Origin of the sequence: Vibrio sp. Isolate24 (assembly GCF_022398215.1) — a bacterium.
Lineage (GTDB): Bacteria > Pseudomonadota > Gammaproteobacteria > Enterobacterales > Vibrionaceae > Vibrio > Vibrio coralliilyticus_A.
In genome coordinates this window covers 469,020-495,149 of sequence record NZ_JAKEUU010000002.1, presented here as the reverse complement: position 1 = coordinate 495,149, position 26,130 = coordinate 469,020, and the positions used below count along the sequence as shown (strand labels likewise).

Below are 26,130 nucleotides of genomic sequence, written 5' to 3'. Positions count from 1 at the left end.
CTTTCTCTGTGCGCTCGCATGTAAGGAGTAAGCAACGGGTCAGGTTACTTCATGGTCTTAGCTAACATAGAGAAACAGCGAGAAACCAACGCTTGCCTAGGGAGGCGTAGGAATAGGGTCACCACTTTTGGGCACTGCTGTTAAATGGCCGAAGCCTGGCAATGCACGGCGGCATCGCAATGTCACTAGCATTGACTGCCCAAGTGGTGATTATTGGTGCTTTATCAATGGCTCTCGTTCGAAAGCCATTTGTAAAACACAGTCTTTTCTTTTAGCTCACTTATGCCTTAAAGGGTCGCTACTCCTACCTCATCCCTGCCTATTGGCTACATGCGGGATACGTTGCAATCACATGCTGACGCTAACTGATAACAAGTGCGGTCAGTAATACACTCGAAGTGACTTACATCGCTTCTAACTGAGCCCGGAGCTCAGCGAGGCGAATAGCGCTGCCTTTGTCGAGGCAGACGCCGCCGTCACTCAGTTCTATCACGTTTAGATTCTGCGGCCAGTTCGGCAAAGGTCTTGTCAGACCTGCGCACCCCATCATCAGAATTAGCGATAGCAGTAGCAGGATCATCCGCATACTCTTTGGCCTTTTTTCGATTAAACAGGTTAAGTACTGCTGCAAAAAACCTTGCTAGCAGCTCCACTATGCTCTTCATCTACAAACTTCCAATGTTTTGGGAGTGCTTATAGTTACCCGCGGCAAAATCCCAAACTAGGCGAAGCCACCAAGGCCACTTAGCTTTGAATTCTTCACTCACTTGAGCATCTACATGAGCGATAAAACCCGCGACGGTGGTTACTACACCAATAGCTGCATATACCCATGTGGGTACTTCTTGATCTGGTGTTAAACCAGTTGCCGCAACGGCGACTGACGTAACAAACATCGCTAAGGTCGCTAGTACAAATAGGATCGTCTGCTTCACAGATCACCTCCATAAAAAAAGCAGCCAATTGGCTGCTGGTTATAAGATTCCTATCTATTCATTCAAGAGCTCAAAGTGAGGGCCGTCATAACTACCCCTTTCGTGCTCATCTTTGCTAGAGCTGTTTTGGTTCCAGTCACCGCCCCACCGAATACGAATGCCGATCACCTCGGCTGCTTTAAACATGGCCTCTGCCACTACTGGGCATTTATCCCAAGCGACTTTGCCAACAAGCAAGGGAACAAGGTCAACCGCATGGCAAAAGCCATCACTTTGAATGAGGTGCTTGCTGTTTAGCGTCCAAGTTTTCTTCGGTGTTCCGTAATAAAGCTTGTGTTGGCGTTCGTTGGTCCTAACCGTTTCACTAACTGAGATATCCACTTCCTCTAAGAAGGTGATAGCCAGTGCTACACATGCTGCCATTTTAGGGTGGAGTTTGTGCAAACGAGTCAAGCTGCGCTTGCCTAAGTAGAATTGAGTCATTGCTTTCTCTCCAATGCTCGTAGGCGGTGCTCTAAATCTCGCTTATCTGAGTTGTATTCTTCTCGAAACTGATCACTTCTATCAGTCGCTTCTTGAATATCGACTCGAAGGTTGAGCATGTCAGCTTGGAGTGTTGCGAGAGAAACTTGATTACTACTCACCGTTCCACCAATCCAAAGAAGTAGTGCAGCAATCACTGCAGAAGCAACGGTAACTAAGATTTTAGTTTGGTTAGAATCGTGATGAACTTGAGTATGTTTATCACTGCATGAATTTGACATATATAGCGCCCACAAAAAAGCGCCCGACTTTCGGTTAAGAAAGGGGCGCATTTAAGTAATAAATCGTAGATAAAAGAAAACCCCGCCGAGGTGGGCGAGGTTTTACATCGTGGTAATAGTGCTCCATTTAGGGGTGATTGTCAACACTCACCCACAATATCTATTATTTCTTCGCAGCAAAGCTAAACACATTACTAGGTTCCAGATCTGAAGACTGGGTGCTTCGAAGCTTGTTTTTAGAAGCACCTCTAAATGAAATTAAATTGCTATCTAAGTCAACTGGCTTAAAGAAACCTTCTGGTAACTCGCATAACTCCTCGACAACATTCGCTTTTAACCCAAGCTGATCTAACAAATCATCTTTTGTTATTCCAGCGTCTATCAACATATTACATGCCCTTGATAGGAGCCTTGGCTTTTCAGATTGCACCTGATCATCATAAGGTTCTTTCAACCTCCAGCCTTTAGCTGAAAGGTTTTTGTAGAGGTTTGATTTCTGAAGTTCTGAAATAATCTCTAACTGATGAGCTCTGTAGATCATTGCTGCAATTGATACCTTCCATCTTGGTTTTAGTGTCAAGAAGGTTTCTAGCGTTGGTCTGCTTATATCGCGAGCAAAAGACTCTGCAGGCATAAGCAAAGCGCCTGCAAACAAATTTGCTTGCCTTTCAATCTCTTTGTGGATAGTAGGACTTATATCTTGTACGGCTACATTTGCATGAAGAATCATGTGTCCTAATTCGTGTGCGAGATCAAAGCGACTCCTGATTGCATTCTGTTTATCTGTTGAAAGCAAAATAAATGCTCGCTTTCCTCCGTTCTGCCAATTCGATAAACCGTCAAGTTTATCAAAACCAATTTCACTTCTACCGCAAATAACACCCGCACTTTCGACCGCTAGCATCAAATCCTTAATTGGACCTCTACCTAGCTTCAACTTATCTCTAAACTGATTTGCTAGCTCTTCAATCTCTATATCAGATATAGCTTGAACTGACTTTTCAGACTTAGGTAGATTCAAACTAGGCCAATCTACATACTTTTCTAAAATACCCGCAATTTCAGCTAACCAATCTAACTTTATCTTGGTTACAGTCCTTCCAGACTTTGTCGCTGCCGATAGAGACCGGAAGAAGTATGGTGTACTTGAGTTATGCGGCATCGGTTTCAAAAACCAATGTGCCGATTGACCCAGAGCATTCGCCAGCAATTGTAATTTATCTTCTTGTGGGTTCTGTTTTCCACTTTCCCACTGGGTGATAGTCGCTCCAGATACATTAACTAACGTAGCCAGAGCCACCTTAGTTAAACCTAGAGCTTCTCTGGCCTGAGTTAATCTATTCGACTGAAATCCACCCACACCTGTTTTCATGATTTACTCACCGTTACTTGTTTTGCTTTCTTCTTCGTCCAAAGCAATTTTAAGTGTAGGCCATGCCATATCACTTTCATAAATCTCTTCGGATTCATAAGATTCTAATAACTCATTTATAGATAGCAGCGCATGGTAGTCTTTCCAGTTAGAAAATGGAACCACTACCAAAATGTCTTGCGGGGTCATTTGAGAACTTTCTTTAACCGTAGGATGAATCACCATAACTACGATGTGTAATTTCGTTTGACTTTCTACAAGCTTTGTATTGAATAAATCATACTGTAGAGGTTCAAGAGCTTCGTTACTCAATGACAACAGCTTTCTGTGAACCGCATTCCTAACTTTCGTCCCCGCAACAACTTCTACATGAGAGACTACGATTCCATTTTCTTCGTAGGTTAGATAGTGCTCACCACGAGGCTTAGTAAACATCACCTGCCCACCAATTTCAGCCATTGCTTCATCAATCAAATAACGTCTTAACTGAGGCCGTAAGCGAGCCTTGGGTGTATGTTTAATGTTTTCAGACAGGAAATTTTCAGCAACACCGTACTTGATTAAAATTTGCTCTTGGAACTCCTGAAAAAACTCTTTCTGGACATTGGAAACAATATAAGAGAGCAGTTGAGATTGAACGTCTTGCATTTAGTATCCTTGATTAATGAATTTACTTATCCCGAATTTACACCATAAAACTTAAGTTTTAAAGTTTTCATTAAAAAAATTCTAAGTAAAATATGAATCAATTAGAATAAACGCCCTTACGGGCGTTTAGGTTATAGGCAGCAAGAAAAGTGTTGTACATCAGTACGTAAGGATCACCATTAGCCTAAGGTGATTAACCCTACCTCGCAACTTACACATGTCAATCTTCAACTCTGCATCCAAATAAACCATATTAGAGTTGCATCGTATTCAATTAGTCTATGAACCCGCTAGCACCTACGCCGCTTCCTCCCTTTCAATCGTTTTCATTAAGGCCAATACCGCCGCCGTTCGCTGATCCGACAGCCATCGAGTAAGTTGCACCAAGATTGGCAAGTATTTCCGCTTGAACATGGTGTAAGTGCAACGAAACTCGTGAGAACATAACTCTGCAAAGCGGCTGTGCTCATCCCACTGGATACGGCCTTCATCGCACAAGGTGCAATTGCGCTTTTGGCGTCGTTCCGTTGTGTAATGGCCCGAGCCGTTACACGTTGGGCATATTTGACCTAATGGGCTGGTTGCCTCGGTAATTGCCGCCTGCACTATCGCTTTGTACGCAAGCTCGCTCTTTTGGCCCTTAGTTTTTGCAGTCAAACCTATCAGCTCTAGTATGACCGCTTGCTCCAACATTTGGCGAGAATGGAAGTCTTGATGGATTTCAGCAAACAACACCAAAAAACCAACGGGCGATTCATTCCAAGAGACGCCAACCATCGCTAGCTGTTCTTCTAGGGTAAATGTGCCTTTACCGCCACCGTTTTGCGAATAGTTGATGCCTTTCAATCCAAACTTAGCCAGTAACGTTTCTGGTCGCATTACACCACCTCTTGTAGTTGTATTGAGTTGTCTACTTCATTTCCGAAAACATCCCATCCGTCTGCAGCAACACGAGCAAACATTTCCAACCTAGGAACGTCACCGGCCAATCGAACTATGTCTTCACGAAACTCATTTGGTTTCTCACTATGCTTTCCTGCTGGTGCTCGCCTCACTGCTCGAACGCTACGACAAGCAGGTTTGAATTTACCTTTGGTAGCAATAATGGCTGATTCGCTTCCTGCCCTTGTATAGTAACCAAGACCAAAAAACGGGTTGTGCTTCACCGTCAGCTTTTCCCATACAAAACCGTTCATGTTTCGTAAAGTAAAGCCCCATGCCTTCACTAGATCGATGGCTTCTTGTGGCATAGCGCCTACCCACCACATCACAAGCAAACAGTTTTCATCAGCCAGTTGTTCAACAGGTAACGCCTTGAGATCTTCCATCGACATACAACCATAGTGTTGCCCAGCACCTGACTTCATGTTTCCGCCAGTGCGCTTTGAGTTAAACGCCCAAGGAGGGTCGGCATAAATAACTTGGTATTTTTTCATGCTCTCCCTCTCAATTGCGTTGTTTGTTTACGGTAGCTTCCCCATGCAAAGCTCACCCACTCGCAGCTTTCTAGTAGCCGCTCCATCACACGAGCACCTAGCGTGTTGTTTAGATCATCCGACTTTAAGTTGGTGAGGATGCCCGTTGCTTTCTCGTTGGTGTAACGCGAGTCAATGATGGTGTTAATCATGATGTTTTCGTGGTCGTTCATGCGCTGAACACCAACCTCATCAATAACCAACAAGTCCACTTGGGATAAGTACTTTAAAAATTGAGCTTCAGTCACTTCAGATTGCTTGTTGTACTTATCGCGGATTTTCATCATCAGCTCGGCTACGGTGATCACCAAAACAGTTTTCTTACGCTTCATCAAAGCATTTGCCATTGCACATGCTAGGTGATTTTTACCTGTGCCCGTAGAACCAGAGAAAATGAAATTCTTTGGATTCCCCTCTAAGAACTCCGACACCCAACGGTGCGAAACATTGAACGCCTGGCGCTGGCCTTGGTTCTCAGTGATGTAATTATCGAAGCGACATTTGAGATGTTTTTTGCCTACGCCACTACGGCCAAGCAAGTCTTGAACCTTGCTTTGCTGAAAGTTTTGGTAAACCTCTTTGCTCTTAGACTCCACCGCTTGCTGATTGATTTGGGCCATTTGCTCACGAGTATACGGAGCCACATGGGCTGGCATAGCCTGCTGCAGTTTTTGGTAGAAGCTCATTGCTCACCTCCTGACTCTCGGTCCCGAAACCACTGAGGCGGTGCGTAATCCTCAGGATTGGTTTGTTCTGAGTATTCTTCGACTTGAGTTACCCGAGATTGAGCCAACCCCGATTGCTTGAGTGCAAATAATCCTTGCCATTCGTTGTCGATGGATTGTTCGATTATCTTCCGTTGCATGCCTACCACGTTTTGGCAAAGCTTTATCAGGTTGAGCATCTGGGTTCGCTCACCTCGCTCTGTTTTGAATGGTTTTTTGATTCGCTTACGGAAATCCAAATACTCTGCCCATGCTTCACGAACTAGCATGGTTGGAACTTGATCATCAGAAACCAAGCTCCCTTTGATGGAAGACTTTTTGTTTACTTTTTCTGTAGTAGTCTCTGGTAGTCTCTGTGTAGTCTCTGTTTTAGTTTGGCTGATTCCGCCGCCACTGCTTGGCGCATTCGTGCAGTCTAGTTTGGCGCATTCCGCCAAACTAGTTTGCTCCATTTGTGCAATCAAGTTTGGCTCATTAATGCGGTAGAAAACTCGGCAAGGAACGCCTTGTTTTTTCTCTTCAAGAATGCCTAAACTACGCAGTTTTTTGCGCGCTGTATCGAGCTCTCTGCGAGTCATTCCTGTTTCGTCTTGCCACTCGTCTTGCGTTTTGTAAAACCACCCAGAAGCGTTCGTTCTGCGGCTCCAGTAAATGCTCTGGCTAAGCATTAGCGCACCCGTGATACCAATGCCCATTTTGACAAAGGAGCGATGAAACGCGATGGGCCGATCTAGAAATTCAATCACAGGCCACCTCTGCTAATACTTTGTCAACGTTCTTATGGATAACTTCAAACTCAGCCACCCAAACGTAAGGGTTTTGATCCCAGTCTTGGTAGATTGATTCCCATAGGCAGGCAAAAGATGACTTTGCATCCTCGAATGTACCGCCCCATCTTTTGGCCATGTCGGAAAGTTCATAGATATCGAACATACCAATGGTGTCTTCTATACCTTCTTTCCAGCATTCCTCCTCGGTAATGTCTTGCACCCGCTCAATTCGAACGTCAGTGATTCTTAGAGTCAATCGACTTGCACTTCGAGGCATATGGATAGAAGGGATCCATTTGTAACCTCGAACCTCATGGTCTGAACAATTGGCGAGCCCAACTGGCTCACTCGCTTTGTATCGATACTCGTGTATCTCCGTTAGGCACATTGGGCTAACTGGTTGATAATCATCATGCCCTAGAGCAGCGAAAGTCTCTCGCACGTAAATCAAATCACCGATATTGGCAGGGCAACCCGCTTTTGCTGGTCGATTGATTATGTGATTCATTGTTTCTCGTAGGTTAGCGCCGATCCCGTAGGAAAAGCCGTTGAACGCGTAACCTGCTCTTTCAGAAAACGAAACACCTTTGGCTGGTCTGCGAGTCACCGTCTTTCGACCGTTCATGAGCGCAATAACCATTTCGGTATTAAAAATCATAGGGACAACTTTCATACTGCCGCCCCCGCTTTCATTGATGCGAATATTTCCGCTGCCTTTTGACGGGATACAACAAAACGGCAGGTGCCGTTACAGGCCACCCAGACTTTACAGCCGTGGTAAATAATTAATGTAAGACTCATTGCACAAAGTTCTCTTAGGTTGGTTAGTGTTTGCGTAATCATGGTGGTCAGCCGGTTACGCCGCTTTCTTGGTGATCAGTGTTTCTAAGTACTCCAAGATAGGCTCGTGAGACTCTTTTGCCTCATGCACTTCTCGGTAAGCATCACGAATTTGGTCAATGTTCGCGTTCTCACCCAGTGAAATCACAGCTCTAAAAGCTTCAGAGGTTTCTTTGCTGTGTTCGGTAAGTAACTGGTCACGAGTTTGAGAGCTATGGCTAGCGCCAATTTTGACGACAGAGAAGCCAAGCGGGTTAAAGAACTTGTTGAGCATGTCACACGCTCTATCAACAGGCAGGGCCATAATGATGGCTGGTAGTAGATCCAAGATAGTGGCCTTGGCTTCAATACTGGTACGCTCGTTGTAGCGGAAGAAATTTTGCGCGTTATTTTTGTCATCCGTGCCGGGTACTTTTAACAACTCCTTACGCTGGGCATCTACTTCAAATTTGAGGTTGAAACGGTGGTACATGCTGGCAATTCGGTTTGCAATGTATTCTTTGCTTACTTCAGTTCGCCAACCTTCTATGGCGTTACGCGTAACGCTTTTTAAACTTAATATCATGGTGATTCCTTTGCTGGTTGTTTGTACAGAACACGCGCAGTCATGCTGCGAGATTCGCATGCGCTAGTATTAAAAGTACTCAGGACGAAGCTTGTATTTACTTATCTCGCCTTGTGTTAGTTGATGAATCTTGTTTGCTAGCTTTGCTCCCGCCTTGCGATAGCCGTATAGCACTTGGCGAAGATAGTCTTCGTTAGTGTTAAGTTTGTTCGCTAGGGATTCTCTTTGATGAGCGTCTAGTTGACGCCAATAGTTTGCGTACATATTTAGTACCTCCGAGATACATATTAAAGTAATTACATTACCCTTTCAACGTCGTGTACTTTATTTATACATAGTTTACTTTTAAAGTATGAAAACAGCAGAAGAAATTAGAGTCGACAATGCAAGATTCCTAGCCCAGTTAGAGGGGGGGATCAGTGCTTTCGCTTCTAAAATTGATCGTTCAGTGACGCAGACTAGTCGGTTTATGGGGAGCAACCCCACAACAGCCATCGGCCCTAAGATGGCCCGTCATATTGAAACTTGTTTTGACAAGAATGAAGGCTGGCTAGATATAGATCATAGCTATGGAAGTTTTGACAAAGCTAAGTTTGCTGAAAATTTAAACAAGGCTTGCGAAACTCATGGTATACCAGAGCGTGGTAGAGCTACCTATATTCAAGAGCACTTATCCAGAAAAGTTTCTCTGGTTGCAATACGTAAATGGTTGTCAGGGGAAAGCATTCCAGATAGGAACAGAGTTGAAGAACTTGCTAGTATTGCGGGAACAACCAAAGAGTACTTGTATTCACTTCCAAGCAACTCCCTAACTGAACAGCAGGAACTTCTGGAACCTACAGTGCAACATCGTACTGAAAATGTAATTCCAGTTACCGCGCTTAGCGTACCAATCTTATCTTGGGTTCAAGCGGGTGCGTTTTGCAACTCTGAATCTCAAGTGCTACCGCATGATTGCGACATGATTCTTTGCCCTGTTCCGAGCGCTTCTAGTCGTACATTTGCACTGAGGGTCGTTGGTGACTCCATGACAGCCCCGTTTGGCAAGAGCTACCCAGAAGGGACTATTATTTATGTAGATCCAGAGGTTGAAGCAACGCCAGGTAAACGAGTGGTGGCTCGTACGGAACAAGGCCATACATTTAAAGAGCTAGCAGAAAATGAGTTCGGTGTACGTTACTTGAAAGCTCTCAACCCACATCACCAACCTATATTTGATGATGGGATAGAGGTTTGCGGAGTGGTGATCGGTAGTTATATGTCTGAGTAACTTAGTGTACTTAGATCTATAGCTCCACTCTCAATATCTGCATTGACAAACGCCCTCTGCCGTACTGTAGCGCCATAAGTATTTTTCCCTGTAAATGTAGTTACCAAATGCACTCTAGGCTTTTGGTCTAGGACAAATCTAAATTTTGTTTCTACGTGTTCATACGAGTCTTTATCATGCATATCTGCTTTAATTTGCTTTTCTAATGGGCGATATGCACCATCCCATCCACTAAGATTTTTCTCAAACTCATCAAAGTTTAGGTAGGCTGCTAACTTTTGCTTGTTATCTGAGTAATCATTTTTGCACCAGCCTAGAACCTTTCCTACGGTTAGCTCGACAGACTTTGTATTAAGTAAATGACTAAAGCAATTGTAAATCAGATGACTGTCTTCAGCATTAATGCCAATCTCGTTTACATATGACTCAACAATGCTGTGCCTATCATGTATCGCCATAGCCTTAGCTTCTGCTAAAGATTTCGACTCAAAGTTACTGAAGCTCGTACCAGCGATATTGTAGATGGCTATAAATATCGCCATCCCACCGACACCAAAAACAATTTGATGTAATTTGGTGAAACTTTTCAAACCCTGCTTTTCTCGTAACCTATTTAAACCAGACAGTACTATAGGAAAGCTCAACACACCTACCAAAATCAACCCCCAGACTACAAAAGAACTTGCTGTTGGCGAGAGAGTTATAGCCGTTGAAAAGCACGCAATTGAGACAATTAAATTCCTTACTTTCATATTACCTTCCAAAAAATAACCATTTTGAACTTGACACATACACAACCAAAATGTACTTTTTAAATACATCTTAAATGTCAGAGACAATTTAGCTTATCAAACATAACAATGACATTGATTGCATAACACCAAATATGAGAAGCAACTCATAGGTAATCAACGGTTTATGTGATTGTTATAGCGGCTTGGTAATAACCGACCTGACCAATCGGTTTTCGAGAACTTTGTGTAATGAGAACTTAACTATGAAAACTTTAGACGTGAATGAAACGCACCAGTTTCTAAACCAGATCCAACTACTCAATACGGTAAGCCGTCAACTTGGAAGCTGCACTGTTGGCTTTAGCAAAGATGACCCCGTTCGTGTGGCGGCCAACTCTATTCTTGAAGGGGCTGAAGAGTTTAAACATTTAGAGTTGCAGATCGACCAAGAAACCTTCGAAAAGGCTCAAGCGCTGTTCGGTGATGTAGTGGAGCTTCAAGCGAAGGTACAAGCGCGGGTTAATACCCACTAGAAAGAGAAAACCCCTATCGGTGACCAAACCAACAGGGGCGTTCTTTGTGCAATGAGACTTAGATAAACCAAGACTCGCAATCAGTATATATCTGGCTGACCACCAATATCAAGGATTTAGGCTGATTGCGGGTATTCACCTACCCAAAATAGGATTTTAGTGCAATGAGTATTCTTTCTATTGATTTTCGCAATAACCAAGAGGCGTTCATTGGGAAACACATCGCCCAACAACTTGAGCAAGACGGCCACGAAGCCACCGATATTCGCCGCGCTGTTCAGCATGCCATTAACTTTTATCGCAATACCGCAGGGTTTGCACGAGGCAAAGTATTTGACGAGTGCTTAGCACGAGCGAAACAGATGCTCTCTCCCTCTAAACCTAAGCGTTCAAAGAAGGCGAAAGCAAAATGACACCGGAGGAACGCAAGCGCAAACAGAACGCCAAGCGTGCTCAAACGTTGCGGGACAAACGCAAAGCCAGTGGTAACCATGATTTGCGTATATCTCTGAATGAGCAGGAGCAAAGCAAGTTGGACGATATTTGTGCTTTCTTTGCCTACCCTGCCGAGCCATACGCTCAAGAGGAAGCGCTTCAATCTTTGATTCACCGTGTTCATGCTGAGATTCCAAAGATTGAAACCAAGTTAGGCAAATGCAGCAAGTGTGGCGAGCAACTACCACAAGGCTGCGCCAAGTTACGCGACGGCGGCTTGTTCAAAGGTGACGCCACATGCTGGCATACCATTAACCGTATTCGGATTTATCAACCACAAATGGAACTTTGATATGAAAGACTCAATAAACTCGGAAATACTCATTTCTATACCCGAAGATCTAAGCCCATACCCTCAAATCAAGCGAGCGACCAATCCCGGTATATGCGTGGATTACAACCGCTCTATCAAAATAGCCAATAAGTTTATTCAAAGAATGAACCCACGCGCAAAGGAGAACGCATCATGACACTAGGTCTTTATGTTTTAGTGGTGAGCATTTTCTATCTTTGCTACTCATGGAACCAGCGCGATGCAGAGTAAGAAACAAAGCCTAATTGAAAGCGTGATTAACGTGGTGATCGGTTATGTAGTGGCTCTGTTAAGCCAGCTCACTATCTTCCCGCTCTTTGGGGTTCACCTTCCACTTACCGACAACCTGCTAATTGGCGCTTTCTTTACCATCGTGTCGATCATTCGTAGTTACGTGATTCGACGATTGTTTAACCGAAAATACAACCGCAATCCTATTGCGGATATGCCGAACTGACCAACGGCTAACATCAACCAATCAAGGAACTTTGTGCAATGAGTCTTGAATTAATCGCCATCAGCCTTTTCAACCTTGTGAAAAATGAACATGACGAGCTGATCATTGAAATGCCAACCACTGAGTGTGGTATTAACGCTAAATCTGAATTCTTGGTGATGGATATTCACCGCGCCATCAACGAGAAAACCAATAAGGGCTTTGGTTTTTTTAAGAAAGAGAGTGATTTTCTTAAATGCTCTGAACTCACTCTATCGAGCAAAGCGGCTCCTTTTACTGACTTTACTCAAGGTCAAGCGAACCGACTTCTATCCGAACTGTGCAAATACCCTTTTGCTGATACAGGTTTGCTCGTATTTGCTCACTACCAGTCTCTAGCTACTGAGTATTTAGTGGTGTCTATCATACCTTTTATTGATGGCATGACAGTTGACCAAGGGCTTCATATTCGACACACCAACTACATCGATGTTTCGAAGATCACTATCGCGGCTCGAATCGACTTTACGGAGTTCAACTGCAATCCAAACTCAAAACGTTATGTCAGCTTTCTAAGTGGCCGTTCTGGGCGTGGTGTGAGTGACTTCTTCTTTGATTTTCTTGAGATCGAAAACGGTTTAGAGCCAAAGGTTGAGAACGCCGTACTCAAACAAGCCGTTGAAGACTTTATTTCTAGTGGTAACAACGACCCAGACGAAGCCCACTGCATTCGTAAGTCGGTAAAGGAGTTTATTATTTTTGAATCTGTGAACTCTGGCGAAGAGGTTATGGTAGCTGAGTTGTCTGGTGAACTTCCTGCGGTTAACGGCGCTGACTTTGCCTCTTATGTTGAAAAGAACGGTTATGAGCTTTCTGATAGCTTCCCTGCCAATAAAGCGATAGCCAAACAGTTGGTGGAGTTCAAAGGTGCCGGAGGCGGTTTGAATATTTCTTTTGACCGCCAGCTACTGGCCGAACGCGTTTTTTATGATGCAGAAACAGATACATTGACGATTAAAGGCACTCCACCGAATCTGCGTGATCAATTGGTGAGGGCGAAGTAATGAAAAGACAGCTTACCCCTACACCAGATAAACCTTGGTTTTGCTTTGATGGCGACCAGAGTGAGTATTTTGCAACGGAAGATGAAGCGCTAGAAGCATCAAAAAAGGCTATCCGTTACTACTTGGATGAAGTTTGGGATGAGCAAGTAAACCAAGTACAAGTTGGCAAAATTACTCACACAACAAAACAAACCAACGTGACAAACCGCCCAAGTGACGAAGAGCTCGATGAAGAACTCGTAGATGGCAGTGGCGAATATTGGCCTGAGGAAATTTTGTATAAGTGCAACTATGAGGCATTGCCTCTAATCGCAACTAACCCCAATCTTGGCCGTTTGACCAACGGCCAACTCTAGTAACTAAGGAATTAAGTGCAATGAAGATTAAAGAACTACCAGTAGAACGCGATGAAATGGGCTTTTGGACTCATCCAGAACTGCCAGATTTTGGCGAGATTGTTTCAAAAGACGAACTTAGAGCTTTCGAAATTGAAAACCATATAACTATGAAAGTCATCTCCATGGAGAGCGATGCTGAGCAACAGATGATAGATGAATGGTTTGAAGATGGTGAAACCTGCATTAAGTGGGAACCAACACCACCTTCAAGAAGCTCTTTCCTTCTCTCGATTCACGATACAGAAGATGGACCATTCGCATGGTGGGCTGTTCCTAAACCAATCGAGATTATGATAGATGTTGAATGCATGGGCAAAGGCAGTAAAGCTCCACTCACAAGCATAGGCGCTGTAGTCTTTAACCCGCGCACCGGAGAACTAGGCGCTGATTTTGAAGAAATCATCAACCTTAATAGCTCAGTTTACTACGGCGGCGAAATCGATTCTTCAACAGTCGTTTGGTGGTTGCAGCAAAGTGAAGAAGCGCGCGCCATCTACGCAAAAGATACTCCGAAATCATCATTAAAAGACGCTTTACTTGAGTTCAACCAATGGCTAGCTGACTTGGGCCACTCTAATGATTTGTACCTGTGGGGCAACGGCAAAGAGTTCGACAACGTGATTGTTAAGAATGCCTTTGAATCTACCCGCATCAAACCTAACTTCTCTCACTGGAACGACATGGATGTTCGCACCATTGTGAAGTTAGGGCGCGATATTCTTGGGATTGACCCTAAATCGACACTAGAGCGCGAAGGTGTTCACCACTCTGCCCTTGCCGATGCGAAGTTTCAAGCCCGATACGTAAGCGAAATTTGGCAAGCGTTATACAGATAATCAAACCTAACTCTGGCCGTCTGACCAACGGCCTTTTTCAGACAAACTAGTGCAATGAGATAAGTATGTTAAGACCAAACGAGATAGTAGTAGATAACTTTGCAGGTGGCGGCGGTGCTTCCATCGGCATGCAGCTCGGCCTAAACCGCCATGTCGATATAGCGATAAATCACGACCCAGCAGCAATTGACATGCACAAGATGAATCACCCAGAAACAAAGTACTATTGTGAATCAGTCTGGGATGTTGACCCTGTTGAAGCGTGCGCGGGTCGCCCTGTTGGCCTAGCGTGGTTTTCACCAGATTGTAAGCACTTTAGTAAAGCTAAAGGTAATCGTCCTGTAGATAAGAACATTCGTGGGCTTGCTTGGGTGGCAGTTCGCTGGGCTTTACTTGTACCAGTGCGCGTCATGATGCTTGAGAATGTGGAAGAGTTTCAAACTTGGGGGCCGCTTATCGAAGTTAACGGGAAGTATCGCCCTTGTCCTAAGCGCAAAGGAAGAACATTCAAAGCGTTTATTTCTGCACTAACTACCGGACTATCACCTAAGCACCCAGATTGGCTTGAGCTATGTCGAGCAATTGGCATAGAGCATAATCTGCACGCTAAGCTAAAAATCTTCAAAGGACTTGGATATGATTTAGGTCACCGCCTAATAAAAGCAAATGACTTCGGCGCGGGAACCAATCGAGAACGCTTTTTTATGATCGCTCGAAATGATAATCAGAGAATAATCTGGCCGTCACCTACTCACGGAGATTGGCTGAAGCCTTACTTAACGGCTGCCGATAGTGTGGATTGGAGCATTCCAGTAACCTCGATATTCGGTAGAAAACGCCCTCTTGCACCAAAGACATTAGAACGCATAGCTAAAGGGATCGAAAAGTACGTTATTAACGCGGAAAATCCATTTCTAGTTCCTGAAGTTGCACAAGTTCCTTTCATCACTGAGTGTGCTAATGCTTCCAGTCAAAGAAACATGCCTATTGATGAGCCGCTCAGAACAATCACATCACACCCAAAAGGTGGCAGCTTCGCTTTGGTAACCAGTCATGTAATCAAGTTCAGGAACGGAAACATCGGGCACAGTATGGAGGAACCTCTTCATACTATTTCAGCCGGTGGAAACCATCTTGGTGAAGTCCGAGCCTTTTTGATTTCTTATTATGGTACTAGTGGGGCTCAAAACATTGAAGCGCCGCTAAATGCCATAACCACTAAAGACCGTCACGGCCTAGTGATCGTTAAGATTAATGGCGAGGACTACCAAATTGTAGATATCGGTTTGCGTATGTTTCAGCCTCACGAACTCTTTAAAGCACAAGGGTTTCCTTGCGACTACAAGATCTCACATGACACGCAAGGCAATAAGCTAACTAAAGAGAACCAGGTAGCCAAAGTTGGCAACTCTGTTTCTCCAGTAATCCCAGAAGCTTTAGTAAAAGCAAACTTTGTTGAATGTGAGCTAATCCAAAGCCGTGCCGCATAAACGCTAAGCCGCCTGACCAGCGGCTTTAAAAACTGACAATAGAGAGATGTGCAATGAGAACTCTTAAGCCAAAACAATATATTGAGGAATTCTACCCAGACTCAGGTATGTGTCCGCGTACAATTATTAATTGGATTAAGCGGGGTAAACTGAAAGGAACAACTACCCCGACGGGGAGATACTTGGTGTTGATCGACTCCCAAACTCCTATGAGCGATACTACTAGTGCGCTATTAAACTTTTTGGAGTCTTAATCAATGGCACCCAAACGAAGAAGAAGCGATCGCGCCCACTATCCTGAGTTTCTCCTCAAAGTTAAACATCGTGGTCAAGTTCGCTTCCGTTTCAAGGTTATAGACGGTTCTCTTAAAATGTTTCCTCCTGGTACAACTGAGCAGCAGGCAATTCAAGCAGCGCTGGCATACAACGAGAAATATCGTGCTAATGCAGCTCACTTTAGTTTGGAGTCATCAAATAAAAGAAACACTAGGCCCCAAGATCCTTTCAACAAGCCTTTAGCGGAATGGCTTCCTATTGTGATTAAGCGTGTTTCCTCCGAAGAAGGTCTATCTCAAGGGGTTTTGAGTAAATTTAAGAGTGAATGCGAAAAGCTAAATGAAGCCTTAGGTAATGTGCATTCAAAGGACTTGTCTCTTGCAGATATAAATAAATTTTTAAACGATAACTACTCGAACAGCTCCAAGCGTACATTTAATGGCAAGGTGAGTAATTTGAAGAAGGTGTTTTCTTATTTAGCGGATGAAAGCGCCATCGAATCAAACTTTATGGTGAATAAGAAGTTACGCAAGGTATCCAAGGAGGATTTCAAGAAGTCTCGCAGAGATCTGTTGCCTTCTGATTATGAGGCCATTTACGAAGCTGCCCCTTTATATCTAAAGGTGGCTATGGCTTTGTCGTTACAAACTACTCATGTTGTTAGAGAGATTTACCGGATAAAGTATAAGATCAACGCACCAAAAGAAGGTGTGTGCGGGGTTGTTTGGAATCAGGACCAAGCTCCGCACCATGTGGATGGTCATGAGGTATATGGCACGCTCTATATTCATCGTGAAAAGGTGAAGAAGTCAGACTCTTCGTTAGTTGCTATTCCTGTAACAGCAGCAATCAAGGAGATTATCGATCTTTCAAAAACTGATCGCTTGCATTGCCCTTATGTTGTTCATCGCAAACCTGTTCAATCAACCCGAGGTGTAGCAAAAGATTGCGATCATCCATACCAGGTTCACCATCAGAACATTAGCAAAGAGTTTAGCCGAGTTAGGGATTCTTTAGGCTTGTACTCTGATGTTGACAAGAAGTTTCGGCCCACCTATCACGAGATTAGGGGTTTATCCGCGCGCTTGATTGAGCAGATGGGAGAAAGTGCAACCATCAGAATGGCTCATGCAAATGAGAAGACAACTAAGATCTATACTGGTAGCGATAAGCCAATCTGGAATGAGGCTACACCAATCACTGTAAGCACCAATTAACCTCGTTTTATCTACCTCGACTTTCACTCCCTTGAAGTTATACTGTATATTTGAACAGTATAACTTTGCATTTTAATATGTTTCAAACCATTCAAGCTCGCTCAAATTATCGTATTGACAAGATTGGTCCAAACGGCGTCATTGGTGCAAACCGTAGTTGTGATGGCACTGTCGACCTACTATTAAAGAACGGGAGTTTCTTCAAAGCTCCGTTTGGCGGGTTCCTGCCCACAACAAATATCATTGGACTTCGTAGAGTCAAGATTATGTTTATCAGGGCCCTTTGCTTAGATAGTGAAGCTGAATATATTGGATATACGATCCCCAATCATCATTATGTTGTGGGGACGTATTTGGAAGGCAAGGCTTACACCCTGCTTTACGATGGAAAAGCTGAACACGAGTTAGTTAAAGGGGCAGATATCGACACATCAAACAATGTAGTTAGCTTGCTTTAACACCTCTATTTTAGTGGTGTCGATATACAGTAGTCTCTAATTTGTAACTTTATGATTTCTAATTATTTTTTATTTTCCGTTTTTGTGCATTTTTCATTAGTACACTAACAAGCAAAACATCCCGTAATTAGTTGAAATAGATGAGTATTTTTTGATTTCACCCGTAGAGCTACCAACATCGGGGTTTCACCGTTTTGGGCCCCAAAAACAATATTTACTCATAATCATAATTCTATGATTACTTTTGTTTTGTGTGGATGTTGGTGCACTACGATTAAAAAACACCTCGCAGCTCTCTTGTCACCTGTCTTTTTGGTCAACCGACTCCCTTTCCTACACTTTCGGCTTGAACTGTGCCTCTCTTTGGCTCAAACTAAGAACTGTGTATTTAAACAGTACTTGGTTGTATGCATGTAATTCCAATCTACGCAAGCGCAGGTGTATCAGGTTTTGAGTCACCTGCCGCTGAATACGCTCAACTTGGTTGTGACCTGAATGAATTCCTTATAGATCACCCAAGCTCAACTTTTATCGGTCAAGCTAAAGGCGATTCGATGCAGGGGGTTGGTATTTTTGATAATGATATTCTGATTGTAGACCGCTACCCTACCGCTCAACATCTTGACATAATCGTTGCAAACATAAATGGTGAGTTTGTGTGCAAGCAATTCGACTTAACCAAGCGATTACTACTTTCTGCCAATCCAAAGTATCGACCTGTTCCGATTATGGAATATGACACATTTTCGATAGAAGGCGTCGTTATACGCTCCATTCGCTGCTTTAGGCCTTGTTACTTGTTGGACTAATATGTTTGCTCTCGTTGACTCTAATAGCTTCTATTGCTCTGCAGAGCAAGTGTTTCGGCCAGAATGGAGAGGAAAACCTGTCGTTGTTCTATCAAACAATGATGGTGTGATTGTGGCGGCAAACCGACAAGCAAAAATAGCAGGTATTCCTAAATTTACGCCCTATTTCAAAGTTAAAAACCTGTGTGAGCAAAAAGGGGTCATTGTTTGCTCATCTAATTATGAGCTTTACGCTGATTTATCATCAAAGATGATGGACGTAATAGGACGCTTTGCACCTCAACAGTATATTTACTCAATCGATGAGTCATTCCTTTCATTTGAGCGTGTTTACCCTGCAATTCCTGACTTAAAAGAGCATGGCTTAAAACTGCGTAAAGCTGTTTGGAAAGAGTGCCGTTTACCTGTTTGCGTTGGTATTGCACCTACCCTCACCCTTTCAAAAATCGCGAACCACTGCGCTAAAAACATTCGTGATCATCAGGGAGTGTGCGTATTAGGAAATCAGCAAGATATAGACAAGGTTCTGTCTTTATTCGAAGTTTCTGACGTCTGGGGTATTGGCAGGCGCTTAACTACTCACTTTAAACACTTAGGCATTACTACTGCCCTGCAGTTAAAGAATTACCCTGTTGGTCTTGCTCGTAAAAATTTTAACGTTGAAGTCGAACGAACAGTGAGAGAATTAAATGGTGAAAGCTGTAAAATATGGGATAACGTTCAGCAAGATAAAAAACAGATTTACTCAACTCGCTCTGTGGGTGAACGAATCAAGACACTTGATGAATTGACTCAGGCACTAAGCCAACATGCAAACATCGCTTCCCGTAAAGCACGTAACCAAAAGTCACTTTGTAAAGTGGTGCTTTGTTTCGCTGCAAGTAGCTCTTATGATGAAAAAACATTTTCATATAGAGCCATACACCGCTTCGCTTACCCGACTTCTGACGTGAACCAGATAACTAAAGCTTGTGTTGCCATGGCTAAAGAAATCTATAAGCCTGGTGTGCCTTACTATAAAATTGGGGTGGGTTTGCTTGATTTGGTTGATGGTAGATATGCTCAACCTGACCTTTTCAACCCTGAACCAAATAACGATAAGCTTATGTCTGTGTTTGATAACATCAATGACCGATACGGAAGAGATACTGTTTTTCTTGGCGCTCAGGGAATACAGAAAAAATGGGCGATGCGTAGAGATTTGCTCACTAGACAATACACAACGAACTGGCAACACATACCTATCATTGCGTGTAAGTAATACTCTATATGTTGTTGAACGTCTATCCTACAAGATAGCCATGACTTAACTCACGCATTCACTTACATCATTGTTGTCCAGAAATGAGCCTATACGTGACGAGCTCAAGCCACATTATGTATATCAGAACGCTCAAAGTACGTATGTGCCCTTACAACTTAAAGGGGAATTTTTCGTTACGCGTCACCCCTTGCTGACATGAACTTTCTATTGAAAATGGGGTTTCAACGATTTGTTTTTATGGATGTTTATTGGTAACTTGTTCGAATGAACAATATTTCTGCACTCACTTCATCTTTCTTCTGGTGGCGCTCTAATTAGAGCGGCACTGAATTCTTACATTCTTTAGCTGCTGGAAGGTAGCTAAGTATGTCACTTCTTTTATCTCCAGTAGCAACCTATTTAACTAGGAGATAAAATCATGCTGAAAAAGCAATCAACTGAAATACGAGAAGTTATCTTAACCGGAGATAGAGCGACCGGCCCATTGCACCTCGGACATTATGTCGGGTCTTTAAAACAACGTGTCGACCTACAGAACACTCATGAGCAAACCATTCTTGTTGCGGATATACAAGGCCTTACTGATAACGCTCATAACCCGAAAAAGGTATCTTCGAATATCCTAAATGTAGTTGCAGATTACTTAGCAGTCGGTATAGACCCGTCTAAAACGACCATTTGTCTACAGTCACAACTACCAGCTCTTGCCGAATTAACTATGTATTACAGTAATCTCGTTACTATCAGCCGGCTAGAGCGGAACCCAACAGTCAAAAGTGAAATTCAAAACAAAGGATTTGAACGTTCTATTCCAGCAGGTTTTCTGACCTACCCTATATCTCAAGCTGCTGATATCACAGCTTTTAATGCCTCTCTAGTTCCCGTTGGCGATGACCAGATACCCATGCTAGAACAAACCAATGAGATAGTGAGGAAAATAAACTCATTAGCTGGAAAAGATGTCTTAAATGAATGCCGTCCTTTACTCAGTAACGTTCCCCGTTTACCTAGTACAGATGGTAAAAATAAGATGTCTAAGACGATGGGCAATACCATTAATCTCGGTGCCAGTGAAAAAGAAATCTCTGTAGCGGTCAAATCCATGTATACCGACGCCAATCACCTGAGAATAGAAGAGCCAGGGTCCATCGAAGGTAATGTCGTGTTTACCTACCTTGATGCTTTCCATCCAGATAAGGATTATATCAGCCAACTCAAAGAACATTATCAACGCGGTGGGCTGGGTGACGGCACAACAAAAAAAATACTAGAAGAATGCTTACAAGAGCTACTTAAGCCCATCAGAGAAAGAAGACAGATGTTTCTTAATGATCGCGCCCAATTAATTGATGTTTTGAGGAAAGGAAGCCAAACATCTAGAGAGAAAACAGAGACCGTTCTTTTTGATATTAAAGGGAGCTTTGGACTAAATATTTTCTGAACTGATGTATTAATTCAGACCTGATCTGACAGTTACTCCCTTTTCGACTCGTTCCTGTCAGATTAGATCTGAGCCATTTCCTTTTCACATAGTTTTACTCGCCATTCATCATTGTTCTAAAGAACCATTTTGCTATAAATCAGCACTAAAGTAGCTTCGCCAGCAATGTAATCCACGAGTGATATGGGCTAAAGGCTAATACCCTTGTTTATTAAGTTGATAGAATAGATGTCTCCGCATCGCCCTAATTGTTACAGTGACAAGAAATTCATATTAAACATAGTTCATATGTGATTCATATCCTATCCTTTTAAATCATTTACTTTAAAGTTGGCTCACCTTTGTCAACTCACTCAATCTGCTTAATGAAACGGACACTACTTTGGGTCGTGCTGCATGGCTTTGCCATGCTGTGTGTTCTGATGAATCTTTTAACAGGCTTTCGCATTGCAACAGTAAGCCATCCGCAATGGCTTTTCTTCTCAGTGTGGCTTCCTCAAGGGCAATTGCATTCCATCCACATCTATTCCGGTATTGCGTTAAGTGCTTTGGCGCTCTCATATTGTCTTTATCGTTGGAGGCTCAAGCCGAGTGTTAAATCGAGCCAGCATCGAGGCATCAACGCATTTAACAAACGCTTCATTAAAGTGAGCTACGTGCTCTTCCCTGCATTAATTGTGACTGGGTGGCTGCTACTTAGCGGTTACGCAGGTGATGCAAGCAAGCTTCACTTTTATCTTGCACACGGGGCACTACTTTACTTATTTCTGCACGCTGGCGGTTACTTTCTCCAATATGGTGTGGCGGCATTTCTCACTATCTTTTCAACTCGAATAACCAAGCATGAAATACTGCAAATATTAGCAGTACTAACGCTTACCCTTCTCCCTTGGGCGGGCATCTTTCTGACTTCCTCTTCAGTGCTGACGGCCACAACCCTACCTTCAGAGCAAGTTATCAACATTGATGGCATTGCCGACGAGCCCATTTGGCAAAATACACCGTCGACCTACGTAGAAACCTATGGTGGAGAAGGGTTTAAAAATGGCCATACTCGCATCAGCATCAAAGCGATCCACAACCAGCAGGATATTTTCTTCCACATCACTTGGGATGATCCAACTGAAAGTCTGGATCACCTCCCTCTAGTTAAAACAGACAAAGGTTGGCAAGTCCAAGAAGACGGCTTTTATCGCTTCGACGAAAAGCAATTCTATGAAGACAAACTTGCAATCATGATCTCCAATTCATGCAACCTAGGCGCCGATGGAACCGCTCACCTTGGGCCTAAGCCACTAGAGGGAAAACCTGCCAATTGGCACGGCAAAGGTTATCACTATTCGCCAGATAACAACCTTCGTGATCTATGGCATTGGAAGGCTGTGCGAACCAATGGCATGTATCAGGCGGATGACAATTCGTTCACTATTCCTCAGCAAGTTGACCCAGCTAAGAGGCGCTATACCGCAGGCTATATCACTGACGGCAAAGAGTCTGGGGCTTACGTCATGAATTGGCAGTGGTATTCACCTAATGGCGTCACCCCGAAACGACTGCCTAATACAGACCTAACCGGCTCTTTTTCGTCTATCAACCAATCTACGAATCACGCTCCTTACCTGAGCTGGCACGACACTAAGGTTTACTCACATAACATTGAGCAATCTCCCCTCAAGACGACCCTTCCTTCGGTATTACATAACTCCAATCAGTTTGAAGGTGACCGAGGTGATGTCCGTGCATTTGGGCAGTGGAACAACGGAGCATGGTCACTCGAAATCGCTCGAAAATTAGATACAGGATCAGCTCAGGACATTGCAATACGTGATGGTGTATGCCTTTGGGTTGCCGCTTTTGACCATTCCCAAATAGCACACACGCGACATGCTCAAGGCATACGTTTAGCACTTGAGGTAACACAATGATCAAACGACTGTCGATACTCGCTACTTTGATTTCAAGCTTAGTAGTCATCGCTTACTTCAACCCTATTGAGCAAGAAGAACCACAACCATCACGATGGCAAAAGATAACTATGGGAGGTCAACCCATCGATATCTGGAGTGGGCCTTGGAGCTGCGTGTTGGATAAGAAAACGGGATTACTCTGGGAAGTAAAAACAGACTCTGAAAACATCCATGATTCGTATTGGTCGTACTCATGGTTTGATGGCACGCGAGGTGTCCCAGATCGCGGCGATTGTTTCTTTGACGATGGTCGCTGCGACAGTTTCGACCATGTCACTCGAACCAACGCCGAATCCTTGTGTGGCCGCAGTGATTGGCGAGTCCCCACAACGGACGAGCTCTCCACACTGATTAACCTCTCGGTTCCAAATGGGCAGGCCAAAATCAGTGGCGGATTTTTTCCTAGGGTGCGCAAAGGTGATTACTGGACAGCAGACCATTCGATTCCTTTAAGCGGCTTTTACTCTCGATTGGGCGAAGGGGCAAACGCCGTTGACTTTCGTGATGGCCAAGTGAAAACCCTTCCCTATCGAAATGCCGCCTTTTTAATCTTGGTCACTCAAGATCGGTAGTCGAATTTTCATGGTCAGTTTAGACCGACTCTAACCCATAAACTATGGACTTTATTATGATTCGAAGGATTGCAACATTGTCACTTTTAGCCGTAGCCGGGCTCACCAGCCTGAATGCGGGAGCCGCGACACAATATCATCGAGTAGTCTGGGACAGTGACCCTGCGCGAGAAGCGGTCATTGGATTCTCTCCTAACGGCGAGAGTGAACAACCCTATGTGCAATATGGAACGTCAACCGATGAAGCCACATGGCTAACCAAACAACCTAGCTACGATCATGTATTTGCTGGCGACTTACTCAGCTATTTTGTCCGATTGGATAACCTGACGCCGGATTCCCCCATTTACTATCGTGTCTGTGACCAACAAGGTTGTGGTGAGCGCTTTTGGTTCCGCACCGCTCCTATAGACAATAGTGAGTTTGTCATGATCGCTGGGGGCGATACTCGCACAGGGTGGACCAATCGAAGAATGGGGAATCAGCTAGTAGCAAAGGTTCGCCCCTTATTCATTCTTCACGGCGGCGATTACACCAGCCAAAACAGCGCGTCGCAAATGGCTCAGTACTTAGACGATTGGGCATTGACCTTTTCCAGTGATCAGATAGATGGCAAAGCGTACAAACGTACCTACCCATTCATTCCAACCCACGGCAACCACGAAGATTACGATTACTCAACACTGTGTAAAGTGTTTGGAGTCGATGCTGACGGTAATGGCGAGTGTAATCCTTTTGATACCTACAACGTTGTTAACATTTCGCCATTACTTCGCGTCTATACACTGAACAGCCAGTTTCGAAAAAGTGGCTGGTCAAGCTATGCATCCCAAATGAACGAATGGCTAGAACAAGATTTGGCCACTCATGGCGAAGAGAACATCTGGCGCGTGGCACAATACCACAGACCAATGTTTCCTCACGTTTCATCCAAGTCTGATAGCCCAGATCTGTTTAGCTGGTGGGCAGAGTTGTTTTACCAGCACAGTATGAATCTCGTTGTCGAATCAGATAGTCACTTAACCAAAGCGACCCGAGAACTAAAACCGGACGGTAACAACTTTGTTAGTTCGCCAACCGGAGGAACAGTGTACATCGGTGAAGGCAGTTGGGGGGCAGCAGCCCGCTCTGCTAATGACCCTAAAAGCTGGACGCTAGATGCAGCAAGTATTCAGCAAGTAAAAGTCATTCAAGTGTTGAAAGACTCCATGACCGTCCGAACTGCGCAGTTTGATGCTTCAGCTTCAACGCTGACAAGAGAGGAGAGAGAAGCGGATAGCCTCCGTTTACCCGAGAACGTGAATTGGTGGTCACTCAACGAAGTCGGAGAAACGATGGAATTAGTTCAATCCGCGGATCGTCTCTCGATACTTAAAAATCAAGATCCTGATACCTCCCCTTCGTTCATTCGCCTACCCGCTACACAAGATGTTTTTGTCGCACAATCACAGCCAGAGACTAACTTTGATGGACACGAAGACGGCTTACTCGCTGATGCATCCGATTCTACCTACGGCCGTACTATGAGCCTAATAGCCTTTGACGTATCTTCAATTCCAACTTGTGTCGATATAGCCGGTGTTAAGCTTGAATTGCAAGTCACCAACAAATCTTATGGAGAGTATGGCGTTCATGTCGCTGCAGAGGAGTGGAAAGACTCATCGGCGACCTGGAATTCAGTGGATGGTGAACAAATCGCCGGAAGAACACTGACCCACTTCATACCATCATCAACGGGAACGGTCGATGTTGATCTAACCGACAGCCACCTACTCGACTTATGGGAGCATGATGGCAATTTTGGCCTAGTCATCGCGTCAGCCGGTACGACAGATGGCCTTGACTTTGATTCAAGCGAAACAGGTACACCACCAGCACTAGTCGTGAGCTATAACGAACCCAAAGACTGTGAGACACCTATTAACTCATTATCGTTACCAACCAGCGACGATACCTTTATCGCCTCCAGCAAAGCTTCTGAAAACTTCAACAATCATGCAGACGGCTTACTTGCTGACTTGCTTGATACCAAATATGGAAAAACCAATGCGCTGATGAAGTTTGATGTCTCTGCATTACCTGAAGGCGTTGAATTCGATTCAGTGATATTGGCATTACACGTGACCAATGCTTCGACTGGCAATTTTGAATTGTATCGCGTCAATCAAAATTGGAATGAGCAGACGGCGACCTGGCAATCGATTTACGATAATGGCGGTTCTGGCGACTACCTAACCACCTTCTCACCAAAAGAGACTGGTGTTTACCGTATCGATTTGACCAACTCGGGCTTACTTCAATCTTGGCTTAACGGAGAAAACACTGGGCTTATCATTGTACCCAAGAGCCTCAATGGTCTTGATATCAGCTCCCGCGAACTGGGAATGGGCCCCGTTTTAACAGTCACTTATCATTAGCGACTCCGAATAGCTCGGCTTCAATCTGGGCGAAAGTTTCAACGCC

At 44.0% G+C, this 26,130-nt stretch carries 32 protein-coding genes; 17 read left to right on the top strand and 15 right to left on the bottom strand.

Annotated elements, in window-relative coordinates; genetic code table 11:
- Nucleotides 1-476 precede the first annotated feature (476 nt).
- From L1D23_RS10550 to L1D23_RS10490, 14 genes are all read right to left on the bottom strand, one after another.
- Nucleotides 477-665 (bottom strand): hypothetical protein, encoded by a 189-nt coding sequence (locus L1D23_RS10550; RefSeq protein ID WP_239866107.1) that lies wholly within the window; start codon nucleotides 663-665, stop codon nucleotides 477-479.
- Complete coding sequence (locus tag L1D23_RS10545) at nucleotides 666-935, bottom strand: hypothetical protein (protein ID WP_239866104.1); 270 nt, start codon at nucleotides 933-935, stop codon at nucleotides 666-668. It lies immediately after the preceding gene.
- A gap of 54 nt (nucleotides 936-989) precedes the next feature.
- Nucleotides 990-1,418, bottom strand: coding sequence for a M15 family metallopeptidase (locus tag L1D23_RS10540; RefSeq protein WP_239866102.1), 429 nt, complete (start codon nucleotides 1,416-1,418; stop codon nucleotides 990-992).
- On the bottom strand, nucleotides 1,415-1,699 hold the full coding sequence (locus L1D23_RS10535; RefSeq protein WP_239866100.1) for a DUF1515 domain-containing protein: 285 nt from the start codon (nucleotides 1,697-1,699) through the stop codon (nucleotides 1,415-1,417). Before L1D23_RS10535 ends, L1D23_RS10540 begins: the two co-directional genes overlap by 4 nt.
- Nucleotides 1,700-1,862: 163 nt before the next feature.
- On the bottom strand, nucleotides 1,863-3,071 hold the full coding sequence (locus L1D23_RS10530; protein WP_239866098.1) for an XRE family transcriptional regulator: 1,209 nt from the start codon (nucleotides 3,069-3,071) through the stop codon (nucleotides 1,863-1,865).
- Nucleotides 3,072-3,074: 3 nt separating this feature from the next.
- Entirely contained in the window at nucleotides 3,075-3,719 is a 645-nt protein-coding gene (locus L1D23_RS10525) for a hypothetical protein (RefSeq protein ID WP_239866096.1), read from the bottom strand.
- A gap of 297 nt (nucleotides 3,720-4,016) precedes the next feature.
- Nucleotides 4,017-4,598, bottom strand: a complete 582-nt coding sequence (locus L1D23_RS10520) for a hypothetical protein (protein ID WP_239866094.1) — start codon at nucleotides 4,596-4,598, stop codon at nucleotides 4,017-4,019.
- Nucleotides 4,598-5,155 (bottom strand): MT-A70 family methyltransferase, encoded by a 558-nt coding sequence (locus tag L1D23_RS10515; protein ID WP_239866092.1) that lies wholly within the window; start codon nucleotides 5,153-5,155, stop codon nucleotides 4,598-4,600. Before L1D23_RS10515 ends, L1D23_RS10520 begins: the two co-directional genes overlap by 1 nt.
- The gene (locus tag L1D23_RS10510) at nucleotides 5,152-5,880 is read right to left on the bottom strand and encodes an ATP-binding protein (protein WP_239866090.1); all 729 of its coding nucleotides are present in this window, start codon (nucleotides 5,878-5,880) and stop codon (nucleotides 5,152-5,154) included. Before L1D23_RS10510 ends, L1D23_RS10515 begins: the two co-directional genes overlap by 4 nt.
- Complete coding sequence (locus tag L1D23_RS10505) at nucleotides 5,877-6,665, bottom strand: hypothetical protein (RefSeq protein WP_239866088.1); 789 nt, start codon at nucleotides 6,663-6,665, stop codon at nucleotides 5,877-5,879. The genes L1D23_RS10510 and L1D23_RS10505 overlap by 4 nt, the downstream gene beginning before the upstream one ends.
- The gene (locus L1D23_RS10500; RefSeq protein WP_239866086.1) at nucleotides 6,658-7,362 is read right to left on the bottom strand and encodes a hypothetical protein; all 705 of its coding nucleotides are present in this window, start codon (nucleotides 7,360-7,362) and stop codon (nucleotides 6,658-6,660) included. Before L1D23_RS10500 ends, L1D23_RS10505 begins: the two co-directional genes overlap by 8 nt.
- The gene (locus L1D23_RS22220) at nucleotides 7,359-7,490 is read right to left on the bottom strand and encodes a hypothetical protein (protein ID WP_275667261.1); all 132 of its coding nucleotides are present in this window, start codon (nucleotides 7,488-7,490) and stop codon (nucleotides 7,359-7,361) included. The genes L1D23_RS10500 and L1D23_RS22220 overlap by 4 nt, the downstream gene beginning before the upstream one ends.
- A gap of 55 nt (nucleotides 7,491-7,545) precedes the next feature.
- Nucleotides 7,546-8,094 carry a toxin YdaT family protein gene (locus tag L1D23_RS10495; protein WP_239866084.1) on the bottom strand — a complete coding sequence of 183 codons (549 nt, stop codon included), beginning with the start codon at nucleotides 8,092-8,094 and terminating at the stop codon, nucleotides 7,546-7,548.
- A 69-nt stretch (nucleotides 8,095-8,163) separates the two neighbouring features.
- Nucleotides 8,164-8,358, bottom strand: a complete 195-nt coding sequence (locus L1D23_RS10490) for a YdaS family helix-turn-helix protein (protein ID WP_229629112.1) — start codon at nucleotides 8,356-8,358, stop codon at nucleotides 8,164-8,166.
- Between the two features lie 88 nt (nucleotides 8,359-8,446).
- Between L1D23_RS10490 and L1D23_RS10485 the strand changes: the two genes are divergently transcribed.
- Nucleotides 8,447-9,364 carry a S24 family peptidase gene (locus L1D23_RS10485; RefSeq protein WP_239866082.1) on the top strand — a complete coding sequence of 306 codons (918 nt, stop codon included), beginning with the start codon at nucleotides 8,447-8,449 and terminating at the stop codon, nucleotides 9,362-9,364.
- On the opposite strand, the gene L1D23_RS10480 is transcribed toward L1D23_RS10485, so the two are convergent.
- Complete coding sequence (locus L1D23_RS10480; RefSeq protein WP_239866080.1) at nucleotides 9,349-10,116, bottom strand: hypothetical protein; 768 nt, start codon at nucleotides 10,114-10,116, stop codon at nucleotides 9,349-9,351. The two genes, L1D23_RS10485 and L1D23_RS10480, sit on opposite strands and share 16 nt — an antisense overlap.
- 245 nt (nucleotides 10,117-10,361) lie before the next feature.
- Here L1D23_RS10480 and L1D23_RS10475 point away from each other — a divergent pair, with 245 nt between their 5' ends.
- The 16 genes from L1D23_RS10475 to L1D23_RS10400 all read left to right on the top strand — a co-directional run bounded on the left by L1D23_RS10475 (nucleotide 10,362) and on the right by L1D23_RS10400 (nucleotide 26,084).
- A complete protein-coding gene (locus L1D23_RS10475; protein WP_239866078.1) occupies nucleotides 10,362-10,631 on the top strand; it encodes a hypothetical protein in 270 nt (89 codons plus the stop codon).
- A 164-nt stretch (nucleotides 10,632-10,795) separates the two neighbouring features.
- The gene (locus L1D23_RS10470; RefSeq protein ID WP_239866077.1) at nucleotides 10,796-11,044 is read left to right on the top strand and encodes a hypothetical protein; all 249 of its coding nucleotides are present in this window, start codon (nucleotides 10,796-10,798) and stop codon (nucleotides 11,042-11,044) included.
- Nucleotides 11,041-11,418 (top strand): hypothetical protein, encoded by a 378-nt coding sequence (locus tag L1D23_RS10465; RefSeq protein ID WP_239866075.1) that lies wholly within the window; start codon nucleotides 11,041-11,043, stop codon nucleotides 11,416-11,418. Before L1D23_RS10470 ends, L1D23_RS10465 begins: the two co-directional genes overlap by 4 nt.
- 241 nt (nucleotides 11,419-11,659) lie before the next feature.
- A complete protein-coding gene (locus L1D23_RS10460) occupies nucleotides 11,660-11,896 on the top strand; it encodes a hypothetical protein (RefSeq protein ID WP_239866073.1) in 237 nt (78 codons plus the stop codon).
- A gap of 38 nt (nucleotides 11,897-11,934) precedes the next feature.
- Entirely contained in the window at nucleotides 11,935-12,939 is a 1,005-nt protein-coding gene (gene yejK / locus L1D23_RS10455; protein WP_239866071.1) for a nucleoid-associated protein YejK, read from the top strand.
- Entirely contained in the window at nucleotides 12,939-13,295 is a 357-nt protein-coding gene (locus L1D23_RS10450; protein ID WP_239866069.1) for a hypothetical protein, read from the top strand. The genes yejK and L1D23_RS10450 overlap by 1 nt, the downstream gene beginning before the upstream one ends.
- A gap of 20 nt (nucleotides 13,296-13,315) precedes the next feature.
- Nucleotides 13,316-14,173, top strand: a complete 858-nt coding sequence (locus L1D23_RS10445; protein ID WP_239866067.1) for a 3'-5' exonuclease — start codon at nucleotides 13,316-13,318, stop codon at nucleotides 14,171-14,173.
- A 65-nt stretch (nucleotides 14,174-14,238) separates the two neighbouring features.
- Nucleotides 14,239-15,663 carry a DNA cytosine methyltransferase gene (locus tag L1D23_RS10440; RefSeq protein WP_239866065.1) on the top strand — a complete coding sequence of 475 codons (1,425 nt, stop codon included), beginning with the start codon at nucleotides 14,239-14,241 and terminating at the stop codon, nucleotides 15,661-15,663.
- Between the two features lie 257 nt (nucleotides 15,664-15,920).
- Nucleotides 15,921-17,156, top strand: coding sequence for an integrase (locus tag L1D23_RS10435; RefSeq protein ID WP_239866063.1), 1,236 nt, complete (start codon nucleotides 15,921-15,923; stop codon nucleotides 17,154-17,156).
- A 77-nt stretch (nucleotides 17,157-17,233) separates the two neighbouring features.
- Entirely contained in the window at nucleotides 17,234-17,614 is a 381-nt protein-coding gene (locus tag L1D23_RS10430; protein ID WP_239866061.1) for a hypothetical protein, read from the top strand.
- A gap of 407 nt (nucleotides 17,615-18,021) precedes the next feature.
- Nucleotides 18,022-18,423: a translesion error-prone DNA polymerase V autoproteolytic subunit gene (gene umuD / locus L1D23_RS10425; RefSeq protein ID WP_239837135.1), complete on the top strand. Its 402-nt coding sequence runs from the start codon at nucleotides 18,022-18,024 to the stop codon at nucleotides 18,421-18,423.
- A 1-nt stretch (nucleotide 18,424) separates the two neighbouring features.
- The gene (locus L1D23_RS10420) at nucleotides 18,425-19,684 is read left to right on the top strand and encodes a Y-family DNA polymerase (protein ID WP_239866059.1); all 1,260 of its coding nucleotides are present in this window, start codon (nucleotides 18,425-18,427) and stop codon (nucleotides 19,682-19,684) included.
- Between the two features lie 421 nt (nucleotides 19,685-20,105).
- Nucleotides 20,106-21,128 (top strand): tryptophan--tRNA ligase, encoded by a 1,023-nt coding sequence (trpS, locus tag L1D23_RS10415; RefSeq protein ID WP_239866057.1) that lies wholly within the window; start codon nucleotides 20,106-20,108, stop codon nucleotides 21,126-21,128.
- Between the two features lie 365 nt (nucleotides 21,129-21,493).
- On the top strand, nucleotides 21,494-23,053 hold the full coding sequence (locus L1D23_RS10410) for an ethylbenzene dehydrogenase-related protein (protein WP_239866055.1): 1,560 nt from the start codon (nucleotides 21,494-21,496) through the stop codon (nucleotides 23,051-23,053).
- The gene (locus L1D23_RS10405; protein WP_239866053.1) at nucleotides 23,050-23,667 is read left to right on the top strand and encodes a DUF1566 domain-containing protein; all 618 of its coding nucleotides are present in this window, start codon (nucleotides 23,050-23,052) and stop codon (nucleotides 23,665-23,667) included. Before L1D23_RS10410 ends, L1D23_RS10405 begins: the two co-directional genes overlap by 4 nt.
- Nucleotides 23,668-23,723: 56 nt before the next feature.
- Entirely contained in the window at nucleotides 23,724-26,084 is a 2,361-nt protein-coding gene (locus L1D23_RS10400; RefSeq protein ID WP_239866051.1) for a DNRLRE domain-containing protein, read from the top strand.
- Nucleotides 26,085-26,130 lie beyond the last annotated feature (46 nt).